This window comes from Micromonospora endophytica, from assembly GCF_003236305.1.
Taxonomy (GTDB): domain Bacteria; phylum Actinomycetota; class Actinomycetes; order Mycobacteriales; family Micromonosporaceae; genus Micromonospora; species Micromonospora endophytica.
The window spans coordinates 1-22,876 of sequence record NZ_POTX01000078.1 but is presented as its reverse complement, the minus strand read 5'-3'; the positions used below and the strand labels follow the sequence as shown (position 1 = coordinate 22,876).

General features: G+C 70.1%; 17 protein-coding genes. 11 read left to right on the top strand and 6 right to left on the bottom strand.

The window, feature by feature from the left end:
• Positions 1–681: 681 nt before the first annotated feature.
• Positions 682–1,968, bottom strand: coding sequence for a tyrosine--tRNA ligase (tyrS, locus tag C1I93_RS13940; RefSeq protein WP_111243705.1), 1,287 nt, complete (start codon positions 1,966–1,968; stop codon positions 682–684).
• Positions 1,969–2,082: 114 nt separating this feature from the next.
• On the opposite strand from tyrS, the gene C1I93_RS13935 reads away from it, so the two are divergent.
• The 11 genes from C1I93_RS13935 to C1I93_RS13885 all read left to right on the top strand — a co-directional run bounded on the left by C1I93_RS13935 (position 2,083) and on the right by C1I93_RS13885 (position 13,628).
• On the top strand, positions 2,083–2,463 hold the full coding sequence (locus C1I93_RS13935) for a PaaI family thioesterase (protein WP_223256218.1): 381 nt from the start codon (positions 2,083–2,085) through the stop codon (positions 2,461–2,463).
• Positions 2,464–2,653: 190 nt separating this feature from the next.
• Entirely contained in the window at positions 2,654–3,733 is a 1,080-nt protein-coding gene (locus C1I93_RS13930; protein WP_111243704.1) for a Gfo/Idh/MocA family protein, read from the top strand.
• Complete coding sequence (locus C1I93_RS13925; protein WP_111243700.1) at positions 3,730–4,695, top strand: NAD-dependent epimerase/dehydratase family protein; 966 nt, start codon at positions 3,730–3,732, stop codon at positions 4,693–4,695. Before C1I93_RS13930 ends, C1I93_RS13925 begins: the two co-directional genes overlap by 4 nt.
• The gene (locus C1I93_RS13920) at positions 4,692–5,828 is read left to right on the top strand and encodes a DegT/DnrJ/EryC1/StrS family aminotransferase (protein ID WP_223256213.1); all 1,137 of its coding nucleotides are present in this window, start codon (positions 4,692–4,694) and stop codon (positions 5,826–5,828) included. The genes C1I93_RS13925 and C1I93_RS13920 overlap by 4 nt, the downstream gene beginning before the upstream one ends.
• Positions 5,828–6,643, top strand: coding sequence for an acetyltransferase (locus C1I93_RS13915; protein ID WP_111243699.1), 816 nt, complete (start codon positions 5,828–5,830; stop codon positions 6,641–6,643). Before C1I93_RS13920 ends, C1I93_RS13915 begins: the two co-directional genes overlap by 1 nt.
• A gap of 2 nt (positions 6,644–6,645) precedes the next feature.
• Positions 6,646–7,770, top strand: a complete 1,125-nt coding sequence (locus C1I93_RS13910; protein WP_111243698.1) for a DegT/DnrJ/EryC1/StrS family aminotransferase — start codon at positions 6,646–6,648, stop codon at positions 7,768–7,770.
• Between the two features lie 60 nt (positions 7,771–7,830).
• A complete protein-coding gene (locus C1I93_RS13905; protein WP_223256212.1) occupies positions 7,831–9,114 on the top strand; it encodes an MFS transporter in 1,284 nt (427 codons plus the stop codon).
• Complete coding sequence (locus tag C1I93_RS13900) at positions 9,111–10,136, top strand: TolB-like translocation protein (protein ID WP_146603498.1); 1,026 nt, start codon at positions 9,111–9,113, stop codon at positions 10,134–10,136. The genes C1I93_RS13905 and C1I93_RS13900 overlap by 4 nt, the downstream gene beginning before the upstream one ends.
• A 75-nt stretch (positions 10,137–10,211) precedes the next feature.
• Positions 10,212–11,093 carry a DUF6492 family protein gene (locus C1I93_RS13895; protein ID WP_212808544.1) on the top strand — a complete coding sequence of 294 codons (882 nt, stop codon included), beginning with the start codon at positions 10,212–10,214 and terminating at the stop codon, positions 11,091–11,093.
• Entirely contained in the window at positions 11,080–12,300 is a 1,221-nt protein-coding gene (locus tag C1I93_RS13890) for a glycosyltransferase (RefSeq protein ID WP_146603497.1), read from the top strand. Before C1I93_RS13895 ends, C1I93_RS13890 begins: the two co-directional genes overlap by 14 nt.
• Positions 12,297–13,628 carry a glycosyltransferase family 4 protein gene (locus tag C1I93_RS13885; protein WP_111243694.1) on the top strand — a complete coding sequence of 444 codons (1,332 nt, stop codon included), beginning with the start codon at positions 12,297–12,299 and terminating at the stop codon, positions 13,626–13,628. The genes C1I93_RS13890 and C1I93_RS13885 overlap by 4 nt, the downstream gene beginning before the upstream one ends.
• Here the strand turns inward: C1I93_RS13885 and C1I93_RS13880 are convergent.
• The 5 genes from C1I93_RS13880 to C1I93_RS13860 form a co-directional block, all read right to left on the bottom strand.
• Positions 13,581–15,032 (bottom strand): lipopolysaccharide biosynthesis protein, encoded by a 1,452-nt coding sequence (locus C1I93_RS13880; protein WP_111243693.1) that lies wholly within the window; start codon positions 15,030–15,032, stop codon positions 13,581–13,583. The genes C1I93_RS13885 and C1I93_RS13880 overlap by 48 nt on opposite strands.
• 53 nt (positions 15,033–15,085) lie before the next feature.
• A complete protein-coding gene (locus C1I93_RS13875; protein ID WP_223256217.1) occupies positions 15,086–18,838 on the bottom strand; it encodes a DUF4082 domain-containing protein in 3,753 nt (1,250 codons plus the stop codon).
• Between the two features lie 300 nt (positions 18,839–19,138).
• Complete coding sequence (locus C1I93_RS13870; protein WP_111243691.1) at positions 19,139–20,512, bottom strand: O-antigen ligase family protein; 1,374 nt, start codon at positions 20,510–20,512, stop codon at positions 19,139–19,141.
• Complete coding sequence (locus C1I93_RS13865) at positions 20,509–21,339, bottom strand: hypothetical protein (protein ID WP_111243690.1); 831 nt, start codon at positions 21,337–21,339, stop codon at positions 20,509–20,511. The genes C1I93_RS13870 and C1I93_RS13865 overlap by 4 nt, the downstream gene beginning before the upstream one ends.
• 280 nt (positions 21,340–21,619) lie before the next feature.
• The coding region (locus C1I93_RS13860; protein WP_220039574.1) for a hypothetical protein at positions 21,620–22,876 on the bottom strand (1,257 nt) is incomplete at its 5' end.

Sequence of the window (22,876 nt, the reverse complement as noted above, 5' to 3'; positions counted from 1 at the left end):
GCCAGCGTTCGTCCTGAGCCAGGATCAAACTCTCCAACAAAAACCTGTTGAACAATCCATCCCGACAACAAACAAAATGTTGCCAAAGGAATCCCAAACCAGCCAGATCCGAAGACCCAACCAGCACAGGGCAATAAATCAATTGGCACTGGCTTATCAAGCACCCTGTTGAGTTCTCAAAGAACAACCACACACCATCAGAACACCCACACCAAGCAGGCACACATCCGGGGCTTCATGTCCCACACCCGCCACTCTCGCGCCGGGCACTTTTACTACGTTACCCGCTGGTTTCCGCCGTGTCAAACCGCTCTGCGGCGGTTTGTCGTGCTTCACACCATTCGGGCACCACGTCGTGATTGACTCACATCGCTCGCGCCGTGGTTTTGGCGGACCGGCCGCTTGCGGTCTCCCGCGAGCGCGCCCAGCTCTCCGCCGGTCGTGAACCTTACCCGGTCGGCTCCGCTTCACCAAATCCGCCTCGCGGCGAATCCGGGGCACCGCCCGTACCGGCTCGGACCGGGGAGAACCCGGCCGACCCGGAGGTCACTTCCTGCGCTCCGGCCTCCGGGGCTTTCGCCTCGTTCGTCCGTTCCGCGCTGGCAGAGAGAAAGTTACGCGTCCGGCGCGACCATCGTCAAATTCGCCGGACGCGTCCCCGGTCACACCGTCGACGTACGGCTATTTACGCAGTTCAACACCGGCGAACGAACGCTTGCCCCGACGGAGTACCAGGTACCGGCCGTGCAGCAGGTCGGCCGGCGACACCACCGCGTCCACCTCGGTGACCCGGGTGTTGTTGACGTACGCGCCGCCCTCGGTGATGACCCGTCGCGCCTCCTTCAGGCCCGACACCAGACCGGATTCCTTCAGCAGCCCCGCCACGTCGGGCAGCTCGTCGAGGTGCACCAGCCCGGCCTCGGCCAGCGCCGACCGCAGCGTCGCCGCGGACAGCTCCGTCAGCGACCCCCGCCCGAACAACGCCTGGCTGGCCGCGACGACCTGGGCCATCTCCCGCTCGCCGTGCACCAGCGTGGTCAGCTCCTCGGCCAGGGCACGCTGGGCGGCACGGGCCGCCGGTCGTTCCGCCGTCTCCTTCTCCAACGCCTCCAACTCCGCACGGGAACGGAAGCTGAAGTAGCGCAGGTACCGGCTGACGTCCCGGTCGTCGACGTTGACCCAGAACTGGTAGAAGGCGTACGGGCTGGTCATCTCGGGGTCGAGCCAGACGGCGCCGCCCTCGGTCTTGCCGAACTTCGCGCCGTCGGACTTGGTCACCAGCGGCGTGGTGAACGCCTGCACCGGGCCGAGGCCGCGCCGGCGGACGTAGTCGACGCCCGCGGTGATGTTGCCCCACTGGTCCGAGCCGCCGAACTGGAGTTGGCAGCCGTACCGGCGGTGCAGTTCGAAGAAGTCGTGGGACTGGAGGAGCTGGTAGCTGAACTCGGTGAAGCTGATCCCCGTCTCCAGCCGGGCCCGGACCACCTCCCGGGCCAGCATCCGGTTGACCGGGAAGTGCTTGCCCACGTCCCGCAGGAACTCCACCACCGACATCTCGCCGGTCCAGTCCAGGTTGTTGACCAGCCGGGCCGCGTTGTCGCCGGTGTACGACACGAAGGGGGCGAGCTGGTCGCGGATCCGCTGGACCCAGCCGGCGACGACCTCCGGGGAGTTGAGGGTGCGCTCGGCACTCTCCTTCGGATCCCCGATCTGTCCCGTCGCGCCGCCGACCAGCAGCAGCGGCCGGTGCCCGACGAGCTGGAGGCGGCGGGCCGTGGCGACCTGCATGAGATGACCGACGTGCAGACTCGGCGCGGTGGGATCGAAGCCCACATAGAAGGTGGCCGCCGGGCCGTCGAGCAGCGTGGTGAGCTCCTCGGGGTCGGTGGAGTCCTGAATCAGGCCGCGCCACCGCAGGTCATCTGTGAGAGAGTCCCGTCCGGTCGGCGGGAGGTTGCTGTCGGTCACGGTCACCGATTCTCCCCCATGACCCCGGTCCCGCCCTACCGGGTTCGTACGGCGGACACCGGCACTAGGCTGGCGAGGCCCAAGATCAGGAGGTGTGCCGTGGAGTTGCCGGAGATGTCGGGTGGGTTCTTCGCCCTGCTCGGGCTGGAGCTGGACGAGATCAGCGGTGACCGGGTGACGATCCGGTGGCGGGTTCGTCCGGAGTTGCACCAGCCGTACGGCATCCAGCATGGCGGGGTCTACTGCTCGGTGGTGGAGACGGCGGCCAGCCTGGGCGCCGGCTACTGGCTGGGCGAGCGCGGCCGGGTGGTCGGGGTGGCCAACCAGACCGACTTCCTGCGAGCGGTGCGCGACGGCGAGTTGACCGCGGTCGGCACGCCGGTGCATCGGGGGCGCAGCCAGCAGTTGTGGCAGGTGGAGGTCACCGATGCCGAGGGCCGGTTGGTCGCCCGCGGTCAGGTTCGTCTCCAGAACCTCTACCCGGAGCCTGACTGAACGGCCGGACGCAATGGGGCACTCGGGAATTGCGGGGCATTCCGAATGGATGAGTGACCTGGCGCGCACTGTTGGAATTCCGTCACTGGGCTGGCGCGTCGAATGGCGATGTCGATAGCTTGCCGGACGGGCCGGCCTGAAGCTGGCCGCTGCGCGTACGCGTCCTGTCCCGCCAGTGAAACGGGTGCCCGTGAACGGAATTCAAGTCGCCAGCGGCGATCCGATCGGCATCGCCGTCGTCGGCGCCGGATACTGGGGTCCCAACCTCGTTCGCAATTTTCAAACTTCTGTCGAATTTCGGCAACACTGGCTTTGTGATCTCGACGTCGAACGGGCCGAGCGGGTGCTCGGTGAACACTCGACGGCGCGGGCCACCGACGACCTGGCCAGGGTGCTCGCCGACGAGGCGGTGCAGGCGGTGGCCATCGCGACGCCCGCCGCCACGCACCTCGAGGTGGCGATGGCGGCGCTGCGGGCCGGCAAGCACGTGCTGGTGGAGAAACCACTGGCGGCCAGCTCCGCGCAGGGGCGGGCTCTGGTGGCCGAGGCCGCCGACCGCGGCCTGTCCCTGATGTGTGACCACACCTACTGCTACACCCCTGCGGTGTTGCGTATCAGGGACCTGCTGCACAACGGGGAACTGGGCGAATTGCAGTACCTGGACTCCGTACGGATCAATCTTGGGCTGGTGCAGCGCGACATCGACGTGATGTGGGACCTTGCCCCGCACGACCTGTCAATTCTCGATTTCGTCCTGCCGCCCGGGGTGGCGCCGGTCGCGGTGTCCGCGCATGGCGCGGACCGCATCGGGGCGGGCCGCGCCTGCCTCGCTTATCTGACCGTGCGGCTGAACACCGGAGCGATCGCGCATCTGCACGTCAACTGGCTGTCGCCGGTGAAGGTGCGGAAAATGCTCATCGGCGGCTCGAAACGCACACTCGTCTGGGACGACCTCAACCCCGGTCAGCGACTCTCCATCTTCGATCGGGGGGTGGAGGTCGCGTCGTCGGAGGAACTCGGCGACGAGCAGCGACGGGAGATGCTGGTGTCGTACCGCTCCGGAGACATGGTCGCGCCGGCGCTCACCGAGCGGGAGGCGCTGCGGACCATGGTCGAGGAATATGCCCGCTCCATCCGTACCGGCACTCCGGCGCTCACCGACGGCCGTTCCGGCCTGCGCGTTCTCGCCACCCTGGAGGCGGCGTCCCGCAGCCTCACCGAGGACGGCAGGTTCATCGAGATCAACGATTGGAGCGAGTCGCTGTCATGAGCGCGGTGGAGATCGCCGGGGCGCGCGCCCTGGTAACCGGTGGGGCGGGCACGATCGGCTCCCACGTCGTGGACGAGTTGGTCGCTGGCGGTGCGGCCGAGATCGTCGTGCTCGACAACCTCGTCCGGGGCCGGCGGGAGAACCTCGCCGGGGCCCTGTCGCAGGCCGAGGTCCGACTCGTCGAGGGCGACATCCGGGACGTCGCGCTGGTGCGGGAGCTGACCCGGGACATGGACCTGGTGTTCCACCTGGCGGCCATCCGCATCACCCAGTGCGCCGAGGAGCCCCGGCTGGCCAACGAGGTGCTTGTCGACGGGACGTTCAACGTGCTGGAGGCGGCAGGCGCCGCCGGCGTACGCAAGGTGGTGCTCTCCTCGTCGGCCTCGGTGTACGGCCTCGCCGACGAGTTCCCGACCAGCGAGCGGCACCATCCGTACCACAACGACACCTTCTACGGTGCGGCGAAAGCCTTCAACGAGGCCATGGCACGCAGCTTCCACAGCATGTCCGGGCTGGACTACGTCGCGTTGCGCTACTTCAACGTGTACGGCCCCCGGATGGACATCCACGGGCTCTACACCGAGGTGCTGATCCGGTGGATGGAACGGATCGAGGCGGGCCGACCGCCGCTGATCCTCGGCGACGGCCGGCAGACGATGGACTTCGTGCACGTCGCCGACATCGCCAGGGCCAACATCCTGGCCGCCCGCGCCGAGGCGACCGATGAGGTGTTCAACATCGCCAGCGGCACCGAGACCAGCCTGCGGGAGCTGGCGCAGGCGCTCAGCGAGGTCATGAAGTGCGACCTGGCCCCCGAGTTCGGGCCCGCCCGCGCGGTGAACGGCGTCACCCGTCGGCTGGCCGACACCAGCGCTGCCGCCGAGAAGCTGGGTTTCCGTGCCGAGATCGGCCTGCACGAGGGCCTTTCCGGCCTGGTCGACTGGTGGCGGGCAGAGCAGTGAGTGAGCGCCGCATCCCGGTCATGATCCCGCAGCTCGGCGAGGAGGAGGCGCAGGCCGCCGCCGAGGCGGTCCGCTCGGGCTGGGTGGCTCAGGGCCCCCGGGTGGCCCGCTTCGAGCAGGAGTTCGCGGCCCTGGTCGGCGCCGGTCACGGGGTCGCTGTCAGCTCCTGCACCACCGCGCTGCACCTGGCGCTGGTGGTGCAGGACATCGGCCCGGGCGACGAGGTGATCGTGCCGTCGTTCTCCTTCATCGCCACGGCCAACGCGGTGCGTTACGTCGGAGCGACGCCGGTCTTCGCCGACGTCGACCTCGACACGGGCAACCTGACGGTCGCGACTGTCGATGCGGTGCGTACGTCCCGGACCCGGGCGATCATCGCCGTGCACCAGGGCGGTGTGCCGTTCGACGTGGTCGCGTTGCGAGCCGCCGCCGCCGAGTGGCAGGTGGCACTTGTCGAGGACGCTGCCTGCGCCGCCGGCTCGACGGCGTACGGCCGACCGGTCGGCACCGGCGCCACCATCGCGGCCTGGTCGTTCCATCCCCGCAAGCTGCTCACCACCGGTGAGGGTGGGATGGTCACCACGGACAACGCGGACTGGGCCGCCCGGCTGCGCCGGCTGCGCGAGCACGGGATGAACGTGTCCGCCGCAGAGCGGCACGCCAGCGCCCAGCCGGTGCTGGAGCAGTACCTGGAGACCGCCTTCAACTACCGGATGACCGACATCCAGGCCGCGATCGGGCTCGTCCAGCTCGGTCGGCTGGCGGAGCTGGTGCGGCACCGACGGGCCCTGGCCACGCGGTACCACGAACTGCTCGCGCCGATCGGCGGTCTGGTGCCGGTCCGCGATCCCGGGCACGGCCAGACCAACTTCCAGTCGTTCTGGGTACGGATCGACCGGAAGTACGCCACCGGCCGTGACGAGGTGCTCGCCGAGCTGGCGGCGGCCGGGGTCTCGGCCCGGCGCGGCATCATGGCCGCCCATCTGGAACCGGCGTACGCGGAGGTGACCCCCGCGCCGCTGCCGGTGACCGAGCGGCTGACCCGCGACTCGCTGATCCTGCCGCTGCACCACGCGCTGACCGAGGACGACCAGGATCACATCGTGTCCGTGCTCGGCAAGCTGGCCGCCTGATGCGCGGCCTGGTCGTCGTCGGCGCCGGCGGGTTCGCCCGGGAGACCGTGGCGGCGGTACGCGCCGTCAACGACCTGCGGCCGAGCTGGCAGCTGCTCGGTTTCCTCGACGACGATCCGGCCCTGCACGGCACCGAACGCGTCGGTCTGCCCGTCCTCGGCGGGCTCGACCGGATGGCGGAATGGGGTGACACGGCGGCCGTCGTCTGCGTCGGCAACCCCCGCGACCACACGGTTCGGCAGCGGGTCGTGCGCCGACTCGGCCTACCGGCCGACCGGTACGCCACGATCGTGCATCCCGGCGCGCACATCGGTAGCGCCTGCACGATCGGTCCCGGCTCGGTCCTGCTCGCCGGCGTGGTGCTCACCGCGGAGGTGACCGTCGGGGCCCACGTCGCGGTGATGCCGCACGCCGTGCTCACCCATGACGGCAGGGTGGGCGACCACGCCACCATCGCCTCCGGGGTCCGGCTCGGTGGGGGCGTCGTGCTGGCACCGGGGGCGTACCTGGGTGCCGGCGCGCTGGTCCGGGAGGGCGTGACAATCGGCGAGGGGTCGCTGGTCGGGATGGGTGCGGTGGTGTTGCGCGACGTGCCGCCGGGCGAGGTCTGGGTCGGCAACCCGGCCCGCCGCCTGCGCGGCACCGTACCGCCCTCGAGCCCTGCGGGACCGGCACCGGGGACCGGGTCGACGCAGGCGGAGTCGATCGGGGCCGGGCCGACCGGCGCGGCCCGGGGAAACGGGACACGACGGGCGGCGGCACTGGGGCCGGCACCTGTCGCACGAGGGGCCGCACCGAAGACCGTGGGGAGCTGATCATGCCGGGGATTCCGCTCGTCGATCTCACCGCCGCGCATCCGGAGATCGCGGAGGAGGTCGAGGCCGGCTTCAAGCGGGTCATCGCCGACGCCGCGTTCATCGGTGGCGCCGAGGTCGCCGCCTTCGAACGGGAGTATGCCGCGTTCAGCGGACTGCCGCACTGTGTCGGGGTGGCCAACGGCACCGACGCGCTGGAGTTGGCACTGCGTGCGGTGGGTGTCGGGGCTGGCGCCGAGGTGATCCTGCCGGCGAACACCTTCATCGCCACCGCGGAGGCGGTCGCCCGCAGCGGCGCCCGACCGGTGCTTGTCGACTGTGACCCGCAGTCGTACCTCATCGACGTCGACGCGGCACTCGCCGCGATCACGCCGGCGACCCGGGCGATCGTGCCGGTGCACCTCTACGGCCAACTCGCACCTGTCGAGCGCCTGCGAGCCGGTCTGGTCGGGCGGGACGTCGCAGTGGTGGAGGACGCGGCGCAGTGTCAGGGCGCGACCCGGCACGGACGCGGCGCGGGCTCCGACGGCATCGCCGCGACCAGCTTCTACCCCGGCAAGAACCTGGGGGCGTACGGCGACGCCGGCGCGGTGGTCACCGTCGACGCCGACCTCGCCACGGCGGTCCGGCGGCTGGGCAGTCACGGCGGTCTGCGCCGCTACGTGCACGACGTGATCGGTGTGAACAGCCGCCTGGACGGACTCCAGGCGGTGGTGCTGCGGGCCAAGCTGGCCCGGCTGGCGTCCTGGAACGCGCTGCGGCAGGCCGCCGCGGCCCGCTACCACGCGCTGCTGGAGTCGGTCGAGGTGCTCCGTCCGACCACGCTGCCCGGCAACGAACACGTGTGGCACGTCTACTGCGTGCGGGTTCCCGGTGACGGCACCCCGGCCCGCCGCGACGAGGTGTTGGCCCGGCTGCACGCGGCAGGCGTCGGCGCCGCGGTCCACTACCCGGTGCCGGTGCACCTGACGCCGGCCTTCGCCGGTCTCGGCTATCCCGAGGGCGCCTTCCCGAACGCGGAGCGGATCGCGCCGGAACTGCTTTCCCTGCCGATCTATCCGCAGCTCACCGCCGAGCAGCAGGAACAGGTAGTCACCGCGCTGCGGGTGGCGCTCGGCGCCGGCTGACGGCGCAACGCGACGCCGGAGCCGTTCCGGGTGGGCGGTTCGGCAGGGTTCGGGCCGGGAGTGGGGGATGCCGTGTACGTGACGCTGCGGGACCGGCCGGGTGGCAGCGGCCATCGGGGGGCCGGCGGTCCGTTGCGTCGTGTCTCCGGAACCGTCGTGCTGCTCGGCACGGTCAGCCTGCTCACCGACGTGTCGTCGGAGATGGTGGCCTCGGTCCTGCCGCTCTATCTCACCGCCATGGTCGGTCTCGCTCCCGTCGCCTACGGTGTCCTCGACGGTCTCTACCAGGGTGTCAGCGCGGCGGTGCGGATCGCGGGAGGCTACCTCGGCGACCGGGGTCAGCATCCCAAGTGGGTCGCCGTGGCCGGTTACGGCGCGTCCGCGGTGAGCCGGTTGGCGATGCTGCCGGCGACGAGCTTCGCGGCCATCACCGCGGTGGTCACGGCCGATCGGCTGGGCAAGGGGCTGCGCACCGCGCCCCGCGACGCCCTGATCGCTGCGGTGTCGAAGCCTGAGGCGCTCGGCCGGGCGTTCGGCGTCCACCGGGCGTTGGACACCGTCGGCGCCGCCCTCGGGCCGCTTGTCGCCTTCGCGCTGTTGCTGCTCGTGCCCGGTGGTTACGACTCCATCTTCGTGGTCTCCTTCGCGTTCGCCGTCGCCGGCCTGGCGGTGCTGGTGCTCTACGTGCCGGATCTGCCTACCGCGACCCGGGTCGAGCATCCCCGCCGGATGCTCACGGAGGTCACCGGACGGAAGCTGCGGCGTCCACTGCTGGCTGCCGCGCTGCTGGGCGTGCTGACCATCGGCGACGGCTTCCTCTACCTGGCCCTGCACAGCCGCGACGACGTGGCCGCCCGCTACTTCCCGCTGCTGTACGTGGGAACCAACATCGCCTACCTGGCGCTGGCGGTGCCGGTGGGCCGGTTGGCCGACCGGGTCGGTCGGGCCCGGGTGCTGGTCGCCGGGCACCTGGCGCTGCTCGGCGGTTACCTGCTCGCCGCGTTGCCCGGCGGGAACGTCGGTCTCACCCTGACCGTGCTGCTGTTGCTCGGCTGCTTCTACGCCGCCACCGACGGTGTGCTCGCCGCGCTGGTGAGTCGGCTGGTGGCCGCCGGCGCGCGGGGCAGTGGCATCGCCGCCGCACAGACCACAGTGGTGCTGGCCCGCTTCGCCGCATCCGTCCTGTTCGGACTCTTGTGGAGTGTGCAGGGTCCGCAGCGGGCGTTGCTGCTCTTCGCCGCCCTGCTGGCCGTGGCGGTGCCGGTCGCCGGGTGGCTGCTGCGCGGCGTCGACCGGGTCGTACCGGCGGCCGGTGCGGCCCACCCGGAGCAGGCCCCGGCATGACTCGACTGAGTCCGCGTCTGCGGCTGGCGGTGTTGGCGGTGGTCCTGCTGACGGCAGCCGGTGGCGCGTCCGGCTACGTCTGGCAGAGCCGGCAGCGGCAGCCGGTGGTGCAGGCCGCAGGGGCCGACGCACCGCCCCGCGCCGACCTGGCCGCGGTACGTGCCGTGCCGCACGTGGTCTTCCGCAACACCGAGCTGGGTCCCGACTACGGGCGGGTGGCGATGGTGGCGTTGGCGCAACCGGCCGCGTCCCGGGCGGTCACCCCGGTCTCCTGCGACCGGGTGTACGCGACCCGCAACGATGCCGTGTGCGTCGCGGCGGAGCGGGGGCTGGTCACCACGTCCCGGGCCCACCTGCTCGGTCCGGACTGGACACCCCGGCGTGAGCTGCCCGTCGTCGGGCTGCCGAGCCGGGCCCGGCTGTCGCGCGACGGCTCGCTGGTCGCCACCACGACGTTCGTGCACGGCGACTCCTACGCCAGCCCGGGACAGTTCTCCACCCGTACCGTGGTGACCCGGGCCGACGCCGAGGTCGTCGGCGATCTCGAACGGTTCGACCTGGTGGTCGACGGCCGCGCGGTCACCGCCGTGGACCGGAACGTGTGGGGGGTCACCTTCGCCGACGACGACCGTTTCTTCGCCACCGCCGCCTCGGGCGGGAAGACCTGGCTGGTCGAGGGCAGCCTCAGCGCACGCCGGCTCACCGCGCTGCGGGAGGACGTCGAGTGTCCCTCGCTGTCGCCGGACCGTACCCGCATCGCCTTCAAGCGGCGCGGCGACCTGCCTGCGGGACGTTGGCAGCTGGCGGTCTACGAGCTGGCGAGCGGAACGGAGACCCTGCTCGCCGAGACCCGCAGCGTCGACGACCAGGTGGAGTGGCTGGACGACCGAAGCGTTCTCTACGGCCTGCCCCGAGGCCGGCCCGGTACGGCCTCCAGCGACGTCTGGTCGGTGCCGGCCGACGGGCGAGGCACACCCGCACTGCTGATACCGGACGCCTGGTCACCGGCGGTCGTCCGGTGAGGCGTCACCCGACCATCCGGCCCGCGACAGGTCTGCGCCAGACCGCCTCGCGGCCGACCGAACTGAGGACCTGGCATGGCTGGACTCGCCATCATCACTCCGAGCTACGCGCCCGACTTCGCGCTCTGCGCGGAACTGCACCGTTCGATCGAGGCTCAACGGGTCGGGCCGGTCCGGCAGCACGTCATCGTGCCGCGCCGCGACCTGGCCCGGTTCGGGCAGCTGGCCGGCGCCGAGGTGCACGACGTCGCGGAGTTCCTGCCGCGTTCGTTCCGGCAGTTGCCCGGGTTCAACGGCTGGCTGAACCTGCGCCGTCCGGTCCCGCCGCTGCGGGGCTGGATCGTTCAGCAGATCGTCAAACTCGCCGCGGCGGCGCGATCCGAGGCCGACGTGGTGCTGCTCGTCGACTCGGACATCGAGTTCGTCCGACCGTTCGGCATCGACCACTTCCAGCGTGACGGGGTCGCCTGCTTCTACCGTAAGCCAGGGGAGATCGATGACCGGTTGCCACGGCACGTGCTGTGGCACCAGGTCGCGCGGAAGCTGCTCGGCCTGCCGCCGGCCGCACCGCCCTTCACCGACTACGTCTGCTGGCCGGCGCCGTGGGATCCACGGATCGTCCGGGAGCTGCTGCGGCGGGTGGAATCGGTGAGCGGCCGGCCGTGGGCCACCACGATCGGGGCGCAGCTGCACTTCTCCGAGGAGATCCTCTACGGGGTCTTCGTGGATGAGGTGCTCGGTGCACCCGCCACCGCGTACGCCACCGACGACATGCGGTGCCTCGGCTACTCGGCGGAGGTACCGCTCGACGCCCACGGCCTCGACGAGTTGCTGGACCGGATCGCGCCCGGCGACATCGCGGTGATGATCTCCGCGAAGTCAGGCACCCCGCTCCCGCTGCGGCGGGCCGCGCTCGCCGCCCGATTTCCCGCCGGTGACCGTCGTGTCACCGACTGAGTCCCGGTTCAGCGACCGCGCCGATCTGGTCGTCTACTTCGCCACCACCCAGTACGACGGTCCCGCCGGCACCGACCGGCACCTGGCCGATCAGCTCAGCCGGTACGCTCCGGTCCTTTTCGTCGACCCACCGATCTCCGTGTTGACCCTGCGTAATCATCCGGACCTGCGCCGGCTCGCCGACGAGCCGAAACTGCGGGTGCTGCGGCCACGCCTGGCCCGGCTCATTCCGTGGGTGGTGCCCGGGGTCACCCGCCCCGGCCTGCACCGGCTGGTGGCGCCGACGATGCGCCGGGCCACCCGGGCCGCCGTCGCCCGGCTGGCGGCACCGGTCCGGCGCGGCGCCGACACCCGGCTCGCCGCAGTGGTGTCCACCCGGATCGATGACCTGTGGTCCGCCGCGCCGGCCCGCCGTACGCTCTTCTACGCCACCGACGACGTCACCGCCGGTGCCGACCTGCTCGGCATGCCGCGTGAGCGGCTGCTGCGGCACGAGGCGCGGACCCTGCGGACCGCGGAGACCGTGGCCGCCGTGTCGCCACCGCTGGTCCGGCGATACACCGACGCGGGATATCCAGCGTTCCTGGTGCCCAACGGTTGCGACCCGGCCGCGTACGCCGAAGTCGACGCGGTGCCCCCGGCGGCGGAGGTGCGGCTGCCCGGACCGGTGGCGGGCTTCGTCGGCCACCTCAACTCCCGGATCGACCTGGCGCTGCTGGAGGCGGTAGCCGACGCCGGGCATTCGCTGCTGCTGGTCGGCCCGCGTGCCCCCGGTTACCAGCCGGAACGGTTCGACGCCCTGGTGGGGCGGCGCAACGTGCAGTGGGTGGGAGCCAAGCCGTTCGCCGCACTGCCGGGCTACCTGCGAGTGATCGACGTGGGGCTGACACCGTACGCGCAGACCGCCTTCAACCAGGCCAGTTTTCCGCTGAAGACCCTGGAGTACCTGGCCGCGGGCCGCGCGGTGGTGGCCACCCCGTTGCCGGCCACCAACTGGCTCGGCACGGACCTGATCCAGGTCGCCGCCGAGCCGGCGCAGTTCGCGGCGCAGGTCGCCGCAGCCCTGTCCGCGCCACGCCCGGCGACCCTGGTGGCCCGGCGCCGCGAGTTCGCCGCCCGACACAGCTGGGCAGTCCGGGCCCGCCTCATCGCCGACCTGGTCGACCTGCCCGACCCCTCGCCCACCGAAGGAGAGCCGCCGGCATGACGAGCCTCAACGTCCTGGTCTATCCGCACGCCATGGAGATCGGGGGCAGCCAGCTCAACGCGATCGACCTGGCAGCCGCCGTCCGGGACCTGGGTCACCGGGTGGTGGTGCTGAGTGAGCCGGGACCACTTGTGGACCGGGTACAGAGAGTCGGCCTGGAGCATCTGCCCTTGCCGGGACGCCGACGCCGCCCCTCCCCCGCCGTGGCGACGCGGCTGCGGACCCTGATCCGGGTACGCGGGCTGGACGTCGTACACGGCTACGAATGGCCGCCGGGTCTGGAGTCGTATGCCGGATGTGCCGGTGGCCGCGCCGCCGCGGTCTGCACCGTCATGTCGATGGCGGTGGCCCCGTTCCTGCCCGGCCGACTGCCGCTGGTCGTCGGCACCCGGGCCCTGCAACGCCACACCGCGGCCCGTCGTCCCGGCCCGGTTCACCTGATCGAGCCGCCAGTGGACGTGGTCGAGAACGCGCCGGGACACCCAGCGGAGGACTTCCGGGCCCGGTACGGCCTGCACGGCTCGCCCGGACAGCCGCCGCCGCTGCTGCTCGCCGTGGTGTGCCGGCTGGTGTCGGAGCTGAAGCTGGAAGGTGTGCTGACCGCGGTGGAGGCGGTGGGTCGGCTGGCCCGTGAGCATCCGGTACGGCTGGTCGTGGTGGGCGACGGACCGGCGCGTGGGGTTGTCGAGGAGCAGGCACGGCGGGCGAACGCCACGGCCGGTGTGCCGGCCGTCGTGCTCACCGGTGAGTTGCATGATCCACGGCCGGCCTACGCGGCCGCAGACGTGCTGTTGGGCATGGGCGGTTCGGCGCTGCGGGCGCTGGCCTTCGGCCGTCCCCTCGTGGTGCAGGGTGAGCGCGGTTTCTGGCAGTTGCTGACCCCGCAGACCTGCCCGACCTTCCTGGAGCAGGGCTGGTACGGCATCGGTGACGGCACCGGCGGGGCCGACCGGCTGGCCGGCATCCTGCGCCGGCTGATCGGCGACCCGGCGCTGCGGACGTCGCTCGGACGGTACGGACGTGAGCTGGCCGTGGACCGGTTCAGCCTCCAGCGGGCGGCCCGGGTACAGGAGGAGATCTACCGGTCGGCGCTGGCCGCGCGGCACGGCGGGCCGGGGTCGCTGGCCCGCGCCACGGATGGCCTGCGCTGCGCTGGTGGGTTGGCCGCATACAAGCTGCGCCGGCGATACGAGCGGCTGCGCGGCACCGCGACCCGGGACGACTTCAACGCGGCCGTGCTGGCCCAGGCGGCGGTGTCGACCGCGCCGGAACCGACTGGCTCACTCGACGCCCTCGACGGTACGCAGTGCACGCAGCGCGGTGCGTAGCCGATAGAGCAGACAGCCGATCGCAACCGCGCTTGCCGTCCCGGCCAGCAGCAGCGCCAGCAGGTCGATCGGGACGGTACGGGTCGCCGTCCACGCGGCGAACGCCACCGCCACGGTGCCGACGATGGGCAGCAGCAGTCGCGCCACGAACGCGCCCGCCGCCACACCTACCCGGCCCAGTTCGTAGAGGTAGATCGGAAGGACGACAAGCAGGGCGACGCCGAACTGCGCGGCGGCGGCACCCGGCGTGCCACCGAACCGGGCTCCGGCGTAGACCGCCGGCACCAGCGCCACCAACCAGAGCACTTGGATGGCGAAGACCGCCCGGGTGTTGGCGAGCACCACGAAGTAGTCGTAGACGAGTTCGAAGAGGATGCGCAGCATCGCCAGCAGGCCGAGCCACGGCAGCACACCGACGGCCGCCTGCCAGGCCGAGCCGTACACGAAACGGATCAGCGGGTCGGCCGCGGCGGCCAGCAGCACGCACACCGGCATGGTCACCGAGGCGAGCAGGCCGGCCGTGGAGAGGAAGGTGGTCCGCATCGCGGCGGGGTCGTGCTGCAACCGGGCCAGCGCGGCCGGCGCCACCGCGCGGACCGGCTGCGAGAAGATCGACAGCGGCCAGTTCGACAGATTCACCGCCAGGACGTAGACGCCGAGAGGCACCGGCCCGAGCACGGCACCGACGATCACCTTGTCGATGTTGCCCACGGCGAAGACCACGATGCCGGAGCCGGCCAGCGGCACACCGAAGCGCAGCAACGCGGCGGCCTTCGCCCGGTCGAACCCGAGGCGCACGCCCCCCGGGGCGAAGGCGATGAAGAGCACGGCACCGGCGAGTACGCCGGTGACATGCCCGATCGCCAGGCTCATCGCGCCGAGACCGCCCAGCGCGCAGCCGATGGAGGTCAGCGCGCTTGCCCAGGTGGCGACCTGGTCAGCGATCATTTTCTTGCCCTGACGGAACTCCCGTTGCAGCAGCGCGACCGGCGTGGCCACCAGACCCGACACGATGACGGACACGGTGATCAGACGCAGCACCGGAACCGCCGCCGGGTCGCCCATCGCGGCCGCGAAGGCCGGTGCGCCGAAAAAGCAGCCGAGATAGATCACAGCGCTGGACACCAGCGAGATGGTCGCCACGGTCGGGGCGATCTCGCCGGGCGGTCCGGGCCAGCGGACGATGGCCAGGCTCACCCCCAGTTCGTTGAAGCTCAGCAGGGCGAGCAGCGCCACCATCGCCACGGCGTACGTGCCGAACTCGTCGGGTCCGAGGATCCGGGCCACCGCGATACCGATGCCGAGGGTGCTCAACCGACCCAGCACGGTGCTGGCGAAGCTCCAGCTCAGTGCTCGACCTGCGGTCCGCAGCAGGGTCTTCTGGTGGTGCTCGGTGGCCGTCATGGGCTCTCCCTGCGCAGCGCGGCACCCACCGGCGCCACGCTGCCTAGGCGGTGTCAGGAAGCTGTGGGTTCGAAGAAGACGTCGACCCAGTAGTTGTGGTTCGAACTGGCGTTCGGAAACTCGTTGGGGCCGTAGCGGTACCGGGCACCGCTGGCCGGCACGCGCAGCGGTCCGCTGGTGACACCGCTGCCGTGGAACATGTTGATGCTCACCGCGTAGTGCCCCGTCGTCGTGTGGTAGGAGGCGATGTACGTCGTGCCGGCGGTGACCGCTACGGGTTCGGCGAACCGTACGCTCTGCCAGCCGGATCCAGTTTCGTTGACAAATGTTGCCGTCGTTAGTCGTTGACCCGAGGCGGACCATAGCGAGGCGACACGCTGGCCGGTGTTGCCCGGCCCCTGCCAGAAGCGGATCCCGGTCACCTCACCGTCACCGGTGGCACTGAAGGCGACGCCGACCTCGACGGCATCCTGGTCGGGCCAGGCCGCCACCTGCGGTACCGCCGATCCGCCGAAGATGTTAACCCCGGTTGGCGGACTGACCAGCCCGCTCGGCGTCGGTGACGGGGTCGGTGACGGGGTCGGTGACGGGGTCGGTGACGGGGTCGGTGACGGGGTCGGCGTCGGCGTCGGACTCGGACTCGGACTCGGACTTGGACTTGGACTTGGACTCGGCGATGAAGACGGACTCGGTGACGGGCTCGGCGAAATCGGCGACGGCGACTGGTGGGGTGACGTTAGGTGGCCGGGCATGAACAGCGGGTCCACCCAGTAGTTGGTGTTGCGGTACCAGTTCGTCGGGAAGCCCTGCGAGCCGTAGCGGTACACGCCGTTGCCGTTGGCCGGCGCGGTGAGCGGCCCGTTGGTCCACGGTGTGTCGAAGAATTCCTCGTCGTGGGCGTAGTTGCCGTTGGGTGCGAAGTACGACATCACGTACGTGGTGCCCGCGGTGACCTGGTAAGGCTCGGCGAACGCCGCGGTCTGCCAGCCGAGACCGGACTTGGGACCGAAGGTGACCTGGCGCAGCGGAGTGCCGCCGGCTGACCAGAGTGTGCCCAGGTGGGTACCGGTGTTGCCGGGACCCTGGTAGAAACGCAATCCGATCACCGAGCCGCTGACCGCCGGGGTGAACCTGACCCCCAACTCGACTGGGCCGTTGTCCTCCGTGGCGGCCGGATTCGTCGGCACCGCGTCGGCAGCGAAGAGCCGCCGGACCGACGCGTCGAGGTCGGCGGTGAAGCTCCACTGCGCCGGCTCGTCAGTCGGATTGCCCCGGGTGTCCTCGGCGGTGACAGCCGCCGTGTAACGCTGCGCCGGCCGCAACGGTTCATCCGGGGTGAAGGTCACCGTCCTGGTGGGACCGTGGTAGGAGGTGCTTCCCGGCACCGGATCACCCGCTGCGTCCCAGAGCGTGAACGCTGTCGAGGCCGGCGCGATCTCCTTGGAGAAGACCGCCGACACCGGCGAGTCCAGCGGTACGCCGGTCGCGTCCGCCAGCGGGGTGGTCGTCACGACCGTGGGCGACGCGTCCTCGCTCGCCACGAACCGGACGTCGACGAAGTAGTTGACGGCCTTGTCCTCCCACGAGCGGGTCGGGAAGCCGGCGTCGTAGCTGAGGACCCCGTTGGGCGCGGTGGGGCTCGCCCGGGGCGCGACGAGCGGCCCGGCGACGTGGTCGGCCAGCGAGAAGTGGTAGGCGTCGTAGGCGTAGTTCCCGTGCGGCGCGAAGTACGAGGCGACGTAGGTCGTCCCGGCCGAGACGTTCACCCGCCTGCTGAAGGTCAACGTCTGCCAGCCCGTACTGCTCTCGTCGAGGAAGGTGCCGGTCGCCAGCAGGCGGCCGCCGTCGGACCAGAGGCTGCCGATGTGCGTGCCGGTGTTGCCCGGCCCCTTGTAGAAGCGGATGCCGGTGATGAAGCCGTCGACCTGCGGAACGAAACGCACCCCCAGCTCGAACGGGCTGTCACTCGTCGCGTAGAACCGGGGCACCCGATCCCCGAACAGGGTGCTCGGTCCGGTGAGGTTGATCTGGCGGGTCGCGGCGCTGCCGATGTTGACGCTGTCGTCGATCGCGCGTACCTGAACGGCCTGTGCGCCGAGGCCTGCGGAATAGAACTCGTACTCCCATTCGGTGGTGCCGGTGGCCGGGTGCCAGCTCGCGCCACCGTTGCTGGAGACCTCGACGCCGGCGACCTGGCCGCCGCCGGTGTCGGCGGCCGTGCCCTGCACGGTGACCTTCGATCCGTTGGCGACCGTGTGGGTGGCTGCGGGCGAGGTGATGGTGACGGTCGGGGCCTCCGTGTCGCTGGAGGGCGTGGCGGGCGTTAGCCCGGCCATCAGCGTGTCCGCCGGCACACCCATGTCGGCCAGCAGGTTGACGGTGGCCTGTTGCATCTGCGGGCTGACCGGCGCGACCGTGCCGTCGTGGTAGGTGTCAAGTCCCCAGGCCCACTGCACGGTGCCGGCGGAGAAGACCAGGGCGCCGCTCGTCGCGCGGTAGAGCGTCGCGTGGTGCACGGTGGTGCCGGGGGCCGTGTTGTTGCCGAAGTCCTGGAGATACTCCGGGGTTTCGCCGACCGTAGTGGAGAGACGGATCAGTCCGGGCGGTCGGTAGCCGTTGTCGAGATCCTCGTTCGACTCGTACCCGACTATGTGCGGGGCCAGGGTGGCGGTACCGGTGGCGGGTAGGCCGGCGTTGCGCCAGAAGCGATACCGACCCTGTTCGGCGGGCACCTGCAGCGGCAGGTCGGTGAAGTTCGCCATGTACGCGGTGCCGATCAGTTCGTTCTCCGGTCGGCCACCTCCTTCGGCCGGGGTGCTGAACCTCGGGTCGCGCCAGGTGCCCGTCCACTCCGCCCGGTCTTCCTCGATCCGCTCGTTGGCCCAGGTCTCCTTGTAGCAGACCAGGGTCCGGTGCGCGGTGGCGGTGCCGTCGACGCTTGGTTCCCAGCGGGTCCGCCAGTAGATGTCGTTTCCGCTGAAGAAGGCGAGGCTCACCCCGGCGTCGCGGGCCGCCTCGACGTGGGCGCGCTGGGTGCCGGACCAGTACTCGTCGTGCCCGGTGGCGATGAAGACCTTGTGGTGGCGAATCAACTCGCCCCGCCGGTCGGAGTCGACGCCTGTGGTGTAGCTGACGTCGTACCCGTTGCGCTCCAGGAATCGCAGCATCGGGTATTCATTGCTGAACAGGAAGTCCCGACCCTGCGCCTCTCTGCGCGTGGTGAACGGCCGGTTGTAGCTCACCTTGTACGCCCGGCCCCGCATCGGCCCCTGGTAGAAGTTGGCGCCGCCGTAGGTGTTGTACGCGTGCCAGGTGGTGTCGGAGGTCTGGAAGAACAGATCCGACGTGCTGGCGTCGTTCCGCACGACGAAGGTGATGTGGCTGGCGCCCTCGGTGTCCGTCCGGGTCAGCCTGGCCAGGTAGACGCCGGAGACGGCGGTGGCCGGCACGTTCCAGAACGCCGACACCGCCCAGTTGCCGCAGTCGTACAGATCGGTGCCCGGGTCGGTGACGCAGGCGGGTTGAACCTGCGGTAGCGGTGCCAGGGGGGCTATCTCGCTGGTCCAGCGCGCGCCAGCCCCGCCGTACCAGCCGAGCCGATAGATGTCGATCCGATAGTCGAGCGCATCAGTCTTGACTTTGAAGTCGATCCGCTCCCCCACATTGACGCTGATGTCCGTGGCGAAGCCCTGGATGCTCTCGTCCCCCGACCCGGCGATGTCCCACACCTCGCCGGGCGTGCCTTCCCTGCTGTTCTCACAGACGATCGGATTCGCCGTCGGATCGCACGAGTCACTGTCGAACATCACCCGTGGCGCACCCAGCGCCACGGATCCGCCGCTGACGACAACCGCCGCCGAACAGGCTGCCAAAATTCGCCACAGTCGATTCTTTAGTCCCCCACCCATGATTCACCACTCCCGTCGTCGCCCCAGCCACGACCAGGCTCTTTCGGCCCAGTTAACTGAGAGTGACGGTAGCGACGCCCTTCCGCATCCTGCTCCGCCGAACGGGTCGTACCGCTGAGGAAAACGACAGTGTCCCCCGCTGTCCGGGCCAATCCACCGATTCCACAATCGAAAAGATGTTTGTCGCCCTGTCGTCTATCAGGCCGCGAACCAGCGGGCGGTTGAGGTACGTACCGCGCGTCGCGGATGGGTGAAGCGCCATACCGCGCCAGTCGCGCCGATCATGAGCGGTAACAGGGTGGCGAAGGTGGTGAAGCTCAAGGAGTCGAACATGAACCCGACAGCTATCGCGATGAGCTGAGTCGAGATGAGCGCCGCGCAGAGGTGTCGGTCCTCCGGTCGCTCCGCCCGACGTAGCGCGACAATCGCCAGCGCGATCGCGGCCAGATGCAGAGTCGCGAGCGCGGCGACACCCACCAGTCCGCCGGTGAGCGCTTGGGCGAACCACTGGTTGTCGAGGTACTGGTACTGCGGTGAGACCCAGGTGCCGATGCCCCGGCCGAGCCAGGGCCGCGCGACGAAGTAGCTCTGCACCATGTCGTACCGGTCGGTCCGGGACGTCACACTCGGGTCGTCGGCGGCACCGGCGAACAGCCCGATGACCGTGTTGATGAGCCCGGGTTTGAGGAACATCAGGGCGGCAAGCAGGCCGACCGCGGTCACCGCCATGTTGTACCGCATCCGCCAGTTCCAGACCGGCACCATCACCAGCAGCACCAGGCCGGCCGCCAGAAACCCGGTCCGCGAGACCGTGGTGGGGATGGCTGCGGCGATGAGCAGGGCGACGAGCACGAAACGCTGCCGGACCTTCCGCTCGGCGGCGAACCGGGCGAAGTGGATCGCGAACGGCAGGGCCATCGCCATCACCGCGCTGAATTCGATGTAGTGCAGCGTGGTGCTGGCCACGCGGACACCAGCGCCGCGCACCTCGAAGCCGGGCACAAAGCCCTTCGGCTCAAGGCCGGGAACCATCAGATAGACGGTGACGTCGGTCCAGAGCACGAACTGCAACAGCCCGACCAGAGCCATGAATCCGGCACACCAGACGAACACCTGGAAAACAAGCCGGAACCGGTCCCAATTCGGCAGTCCGTCGGCAACGACCAGCACCACACCGGCAAACGCCGCGACGTAGAGCATGGCGCGGTCGGCGCTGTTGGCCTCCATCGTGGTCAGGCCACGCAGAAACCCGACCGCGTAGGAGACCGTCGCCCACAGGACGTAGAGCAGCACTACCCAGCGCAGCGGTTGCGGCCCCACCATGGGCAGGCGTGGATTGAAGCGGACCAGGACCCACCAGGCCGACATCAGCACGGCGATGATGAGCGCCGGCCGCCCCAGATCGGTCATGTTGGGCACGATGAGCTTCGCCGGGATGAGCATGAGCAGGCAGAGCAGCAGGCTGAGCAGCACTGCGGCGTCCACCCGGGTGTACCGACGCCGCGACGCGTAGAGACCCCGCGAGACGCTTGTCGGCTCGAGGTCCGCCGGGTGCACGAGCGAGGTGGTCAACGACGGTTACCCTCGGCGTCCCGCAGCGGCCACTCCGGCCGCGGCACGATGATCGTCGCGTCAGCGGGGACCGGCTCGAGCGCCGGATCGTCGTGCCGTCCCCGGGCCGGATCCGGCTCGGACCGCCGGGCCTGCCATGGGCGCATCGGCTCCGAGGCCGGCGGACCGTACACCATCCCGGAAGTCGGGGCGGGCCGGGAACCCTCCTCCCGCCGCGCCCGTCGACGCCGGATCACCGCGTCCAGCAGCACGGTAAGTGCCGTGGTAAGCAGGATGCCGACCGCCGCGATGGCGACCAGGGCCCGTTTGACCTTCGACGTCGACTCGGTGACGTTCTCCCCGATGGTCAGCCGGAGCGTGGTGATGGTCTGTTCGGCGGCGGCACCGTAGTCGGTCTGGAGCCGGGCCACGCTCTCGTCGAAGTGCCGGACCAGTTCCTGGGTGGTGGCCGACGCCTGCTCCTTGGTGGGCGCGATGACCTCGAAGGTGACGATCGGCAGCGCCTGATCGAGGGTGAGGGTGAACGTGTCGGTGAAACCCGCGTCCTTGAGCCCTTCCACCACCCGCTGGTCCTGCACTGTGAGGATGGCCGCCTTGGCCAGCGACGGCAGGCCGAGATCGAGCCACGGATTACGTGGCCGGTGCGCACGACCGTCGCTCTCCTTCGGGGTGACCGACGGCGGGACGAGTTGGACATAGCTGGTCGCCACATGGTTCGGCTCTATCGTGACCGCGGCGAAAAGAGTGGCGCCGATTGTCAACAGCAGCAGCGGACCGGCTACGTACCACCGCCGGATGAGGAGTTTGGTCAGGTCCCAGAAGTCCACCGCGTCCCTCTCGTCACCGGCACGACAACGTCCACCAGGACGCGATCCACCCACGCCACCCATCCGTACCGCCTGCCCAGTCTCCAATCGACATGCCTCGCGTGCAAGGAGGGGCGTGCCGGATGCCTGGCGAATTCTCCACCCCGTCCGTTACTGCCCAATTCGTGCCGGGAGACCAGTCAGGAATACGACAGACTCTGCGGCAGATTCTTTTTAAGAACGCGACGGTCCGACGCCGTCGACCAACAACGCCGGACCATCCACTACCGATCTCAGGCGGTCAGCCGGCCCGCGTGATCTTGTAGATGTGGTACGAGTGTTCTGCAGCGAAGTTGTCCTGGATCGTGCCGCCGCTGATCGGCACCGTCCGGTTCTCGAACAGCACCTCGGCGCGGGCGCCGGTCATCCCCGTCGGCAGCGTGAGCCGCTGAAGCCCGGTGCCACCGGTACGGCCCGGCATCGCGAAGACGTAGTACGAACCGGCGTACTCCTTGAGCATCGTGTCGAGGTTCCGGTTGAACTGCCAGGCGTAGGACTGGGTGTTGAGCACGGGCGCCAGGCCGGCGATCCGCTTGTTCAGTTCGGTCACGGTCGGCCGGACGGCGGCGCCGCACCGGTCCCGCAACACGTGCTGGGTGACGCACGGCCCACCGAAGTTGTGGTTGAAGTAGATGATTCCCCGGGCCTCGTGGATCAGGGAGTTCATCACCGCGCCGGCGATCTGGTTGGCGTTGATGGTCGGTGCCGACGCCTCCGAGAACGGGTGTCCCACCTCGACGAAGGCCCAGATCGGCTGGCGCTTGCCGTCGAGCGCGTCGACCTCGCGCATCCGGTCCATGGTCAGGCCGTAATTGGCGGCGCGGCGGCAGGTGGCCGGGGTGACTCCGACACTGGGGCCCTCCGAGGAGGACAGACAGACGTTCGGGTCGGTGTACCAGTAGATGTCGTTGGAGAGGAGCGAGGTGTAGCCGTTGACGAAGCGGCTGGCCTCGCTGTCGGGCTCCCAGAACATCACGCCCTTGCCGTAGTTGGCGTAGCGCATCCGGCCGTCGCCGGTGGGCAGTTTGGCGGAGAGCCGTCGCAGCACGTCGTGCCCGCAGTCCAGTCGACCGCTGACGCAGATCTCGCCCTCACCCGGGTAGTTTCCGGTCCAGGTGCCGCTGCCGGACCCAGCCCACATGTCGACCTCGTCGTTGAGCAGCCAGGCGACCGTCTCGGCACCGTTGCCCGGCACGTCCTGGTCGACCATGGCGAACATGCCGTTGCGCCGGACCAACGACAGGTCCGAGTTCGAGGTCAGCATGACGTAGGTGTTGAGCCCGGCCCCGCGGTCGAGGTCGATGTCCTGCTGGGTGAGCACCGACTCGTACCACACCCCGATCGGGAAGAAGTTGGGGTTGCTCCAGCCCGCCGCGTTCGCCACCGGGAAACCGGCGTAGTAGGACGGTCCCCCTTCCCAGGGCACCCGGGGCAGCGCCAGGGCCGGGGGAACGCCGCCAGGCGAAGTTGTCACGGTCGGCGTGGGAGTGATGGAGGG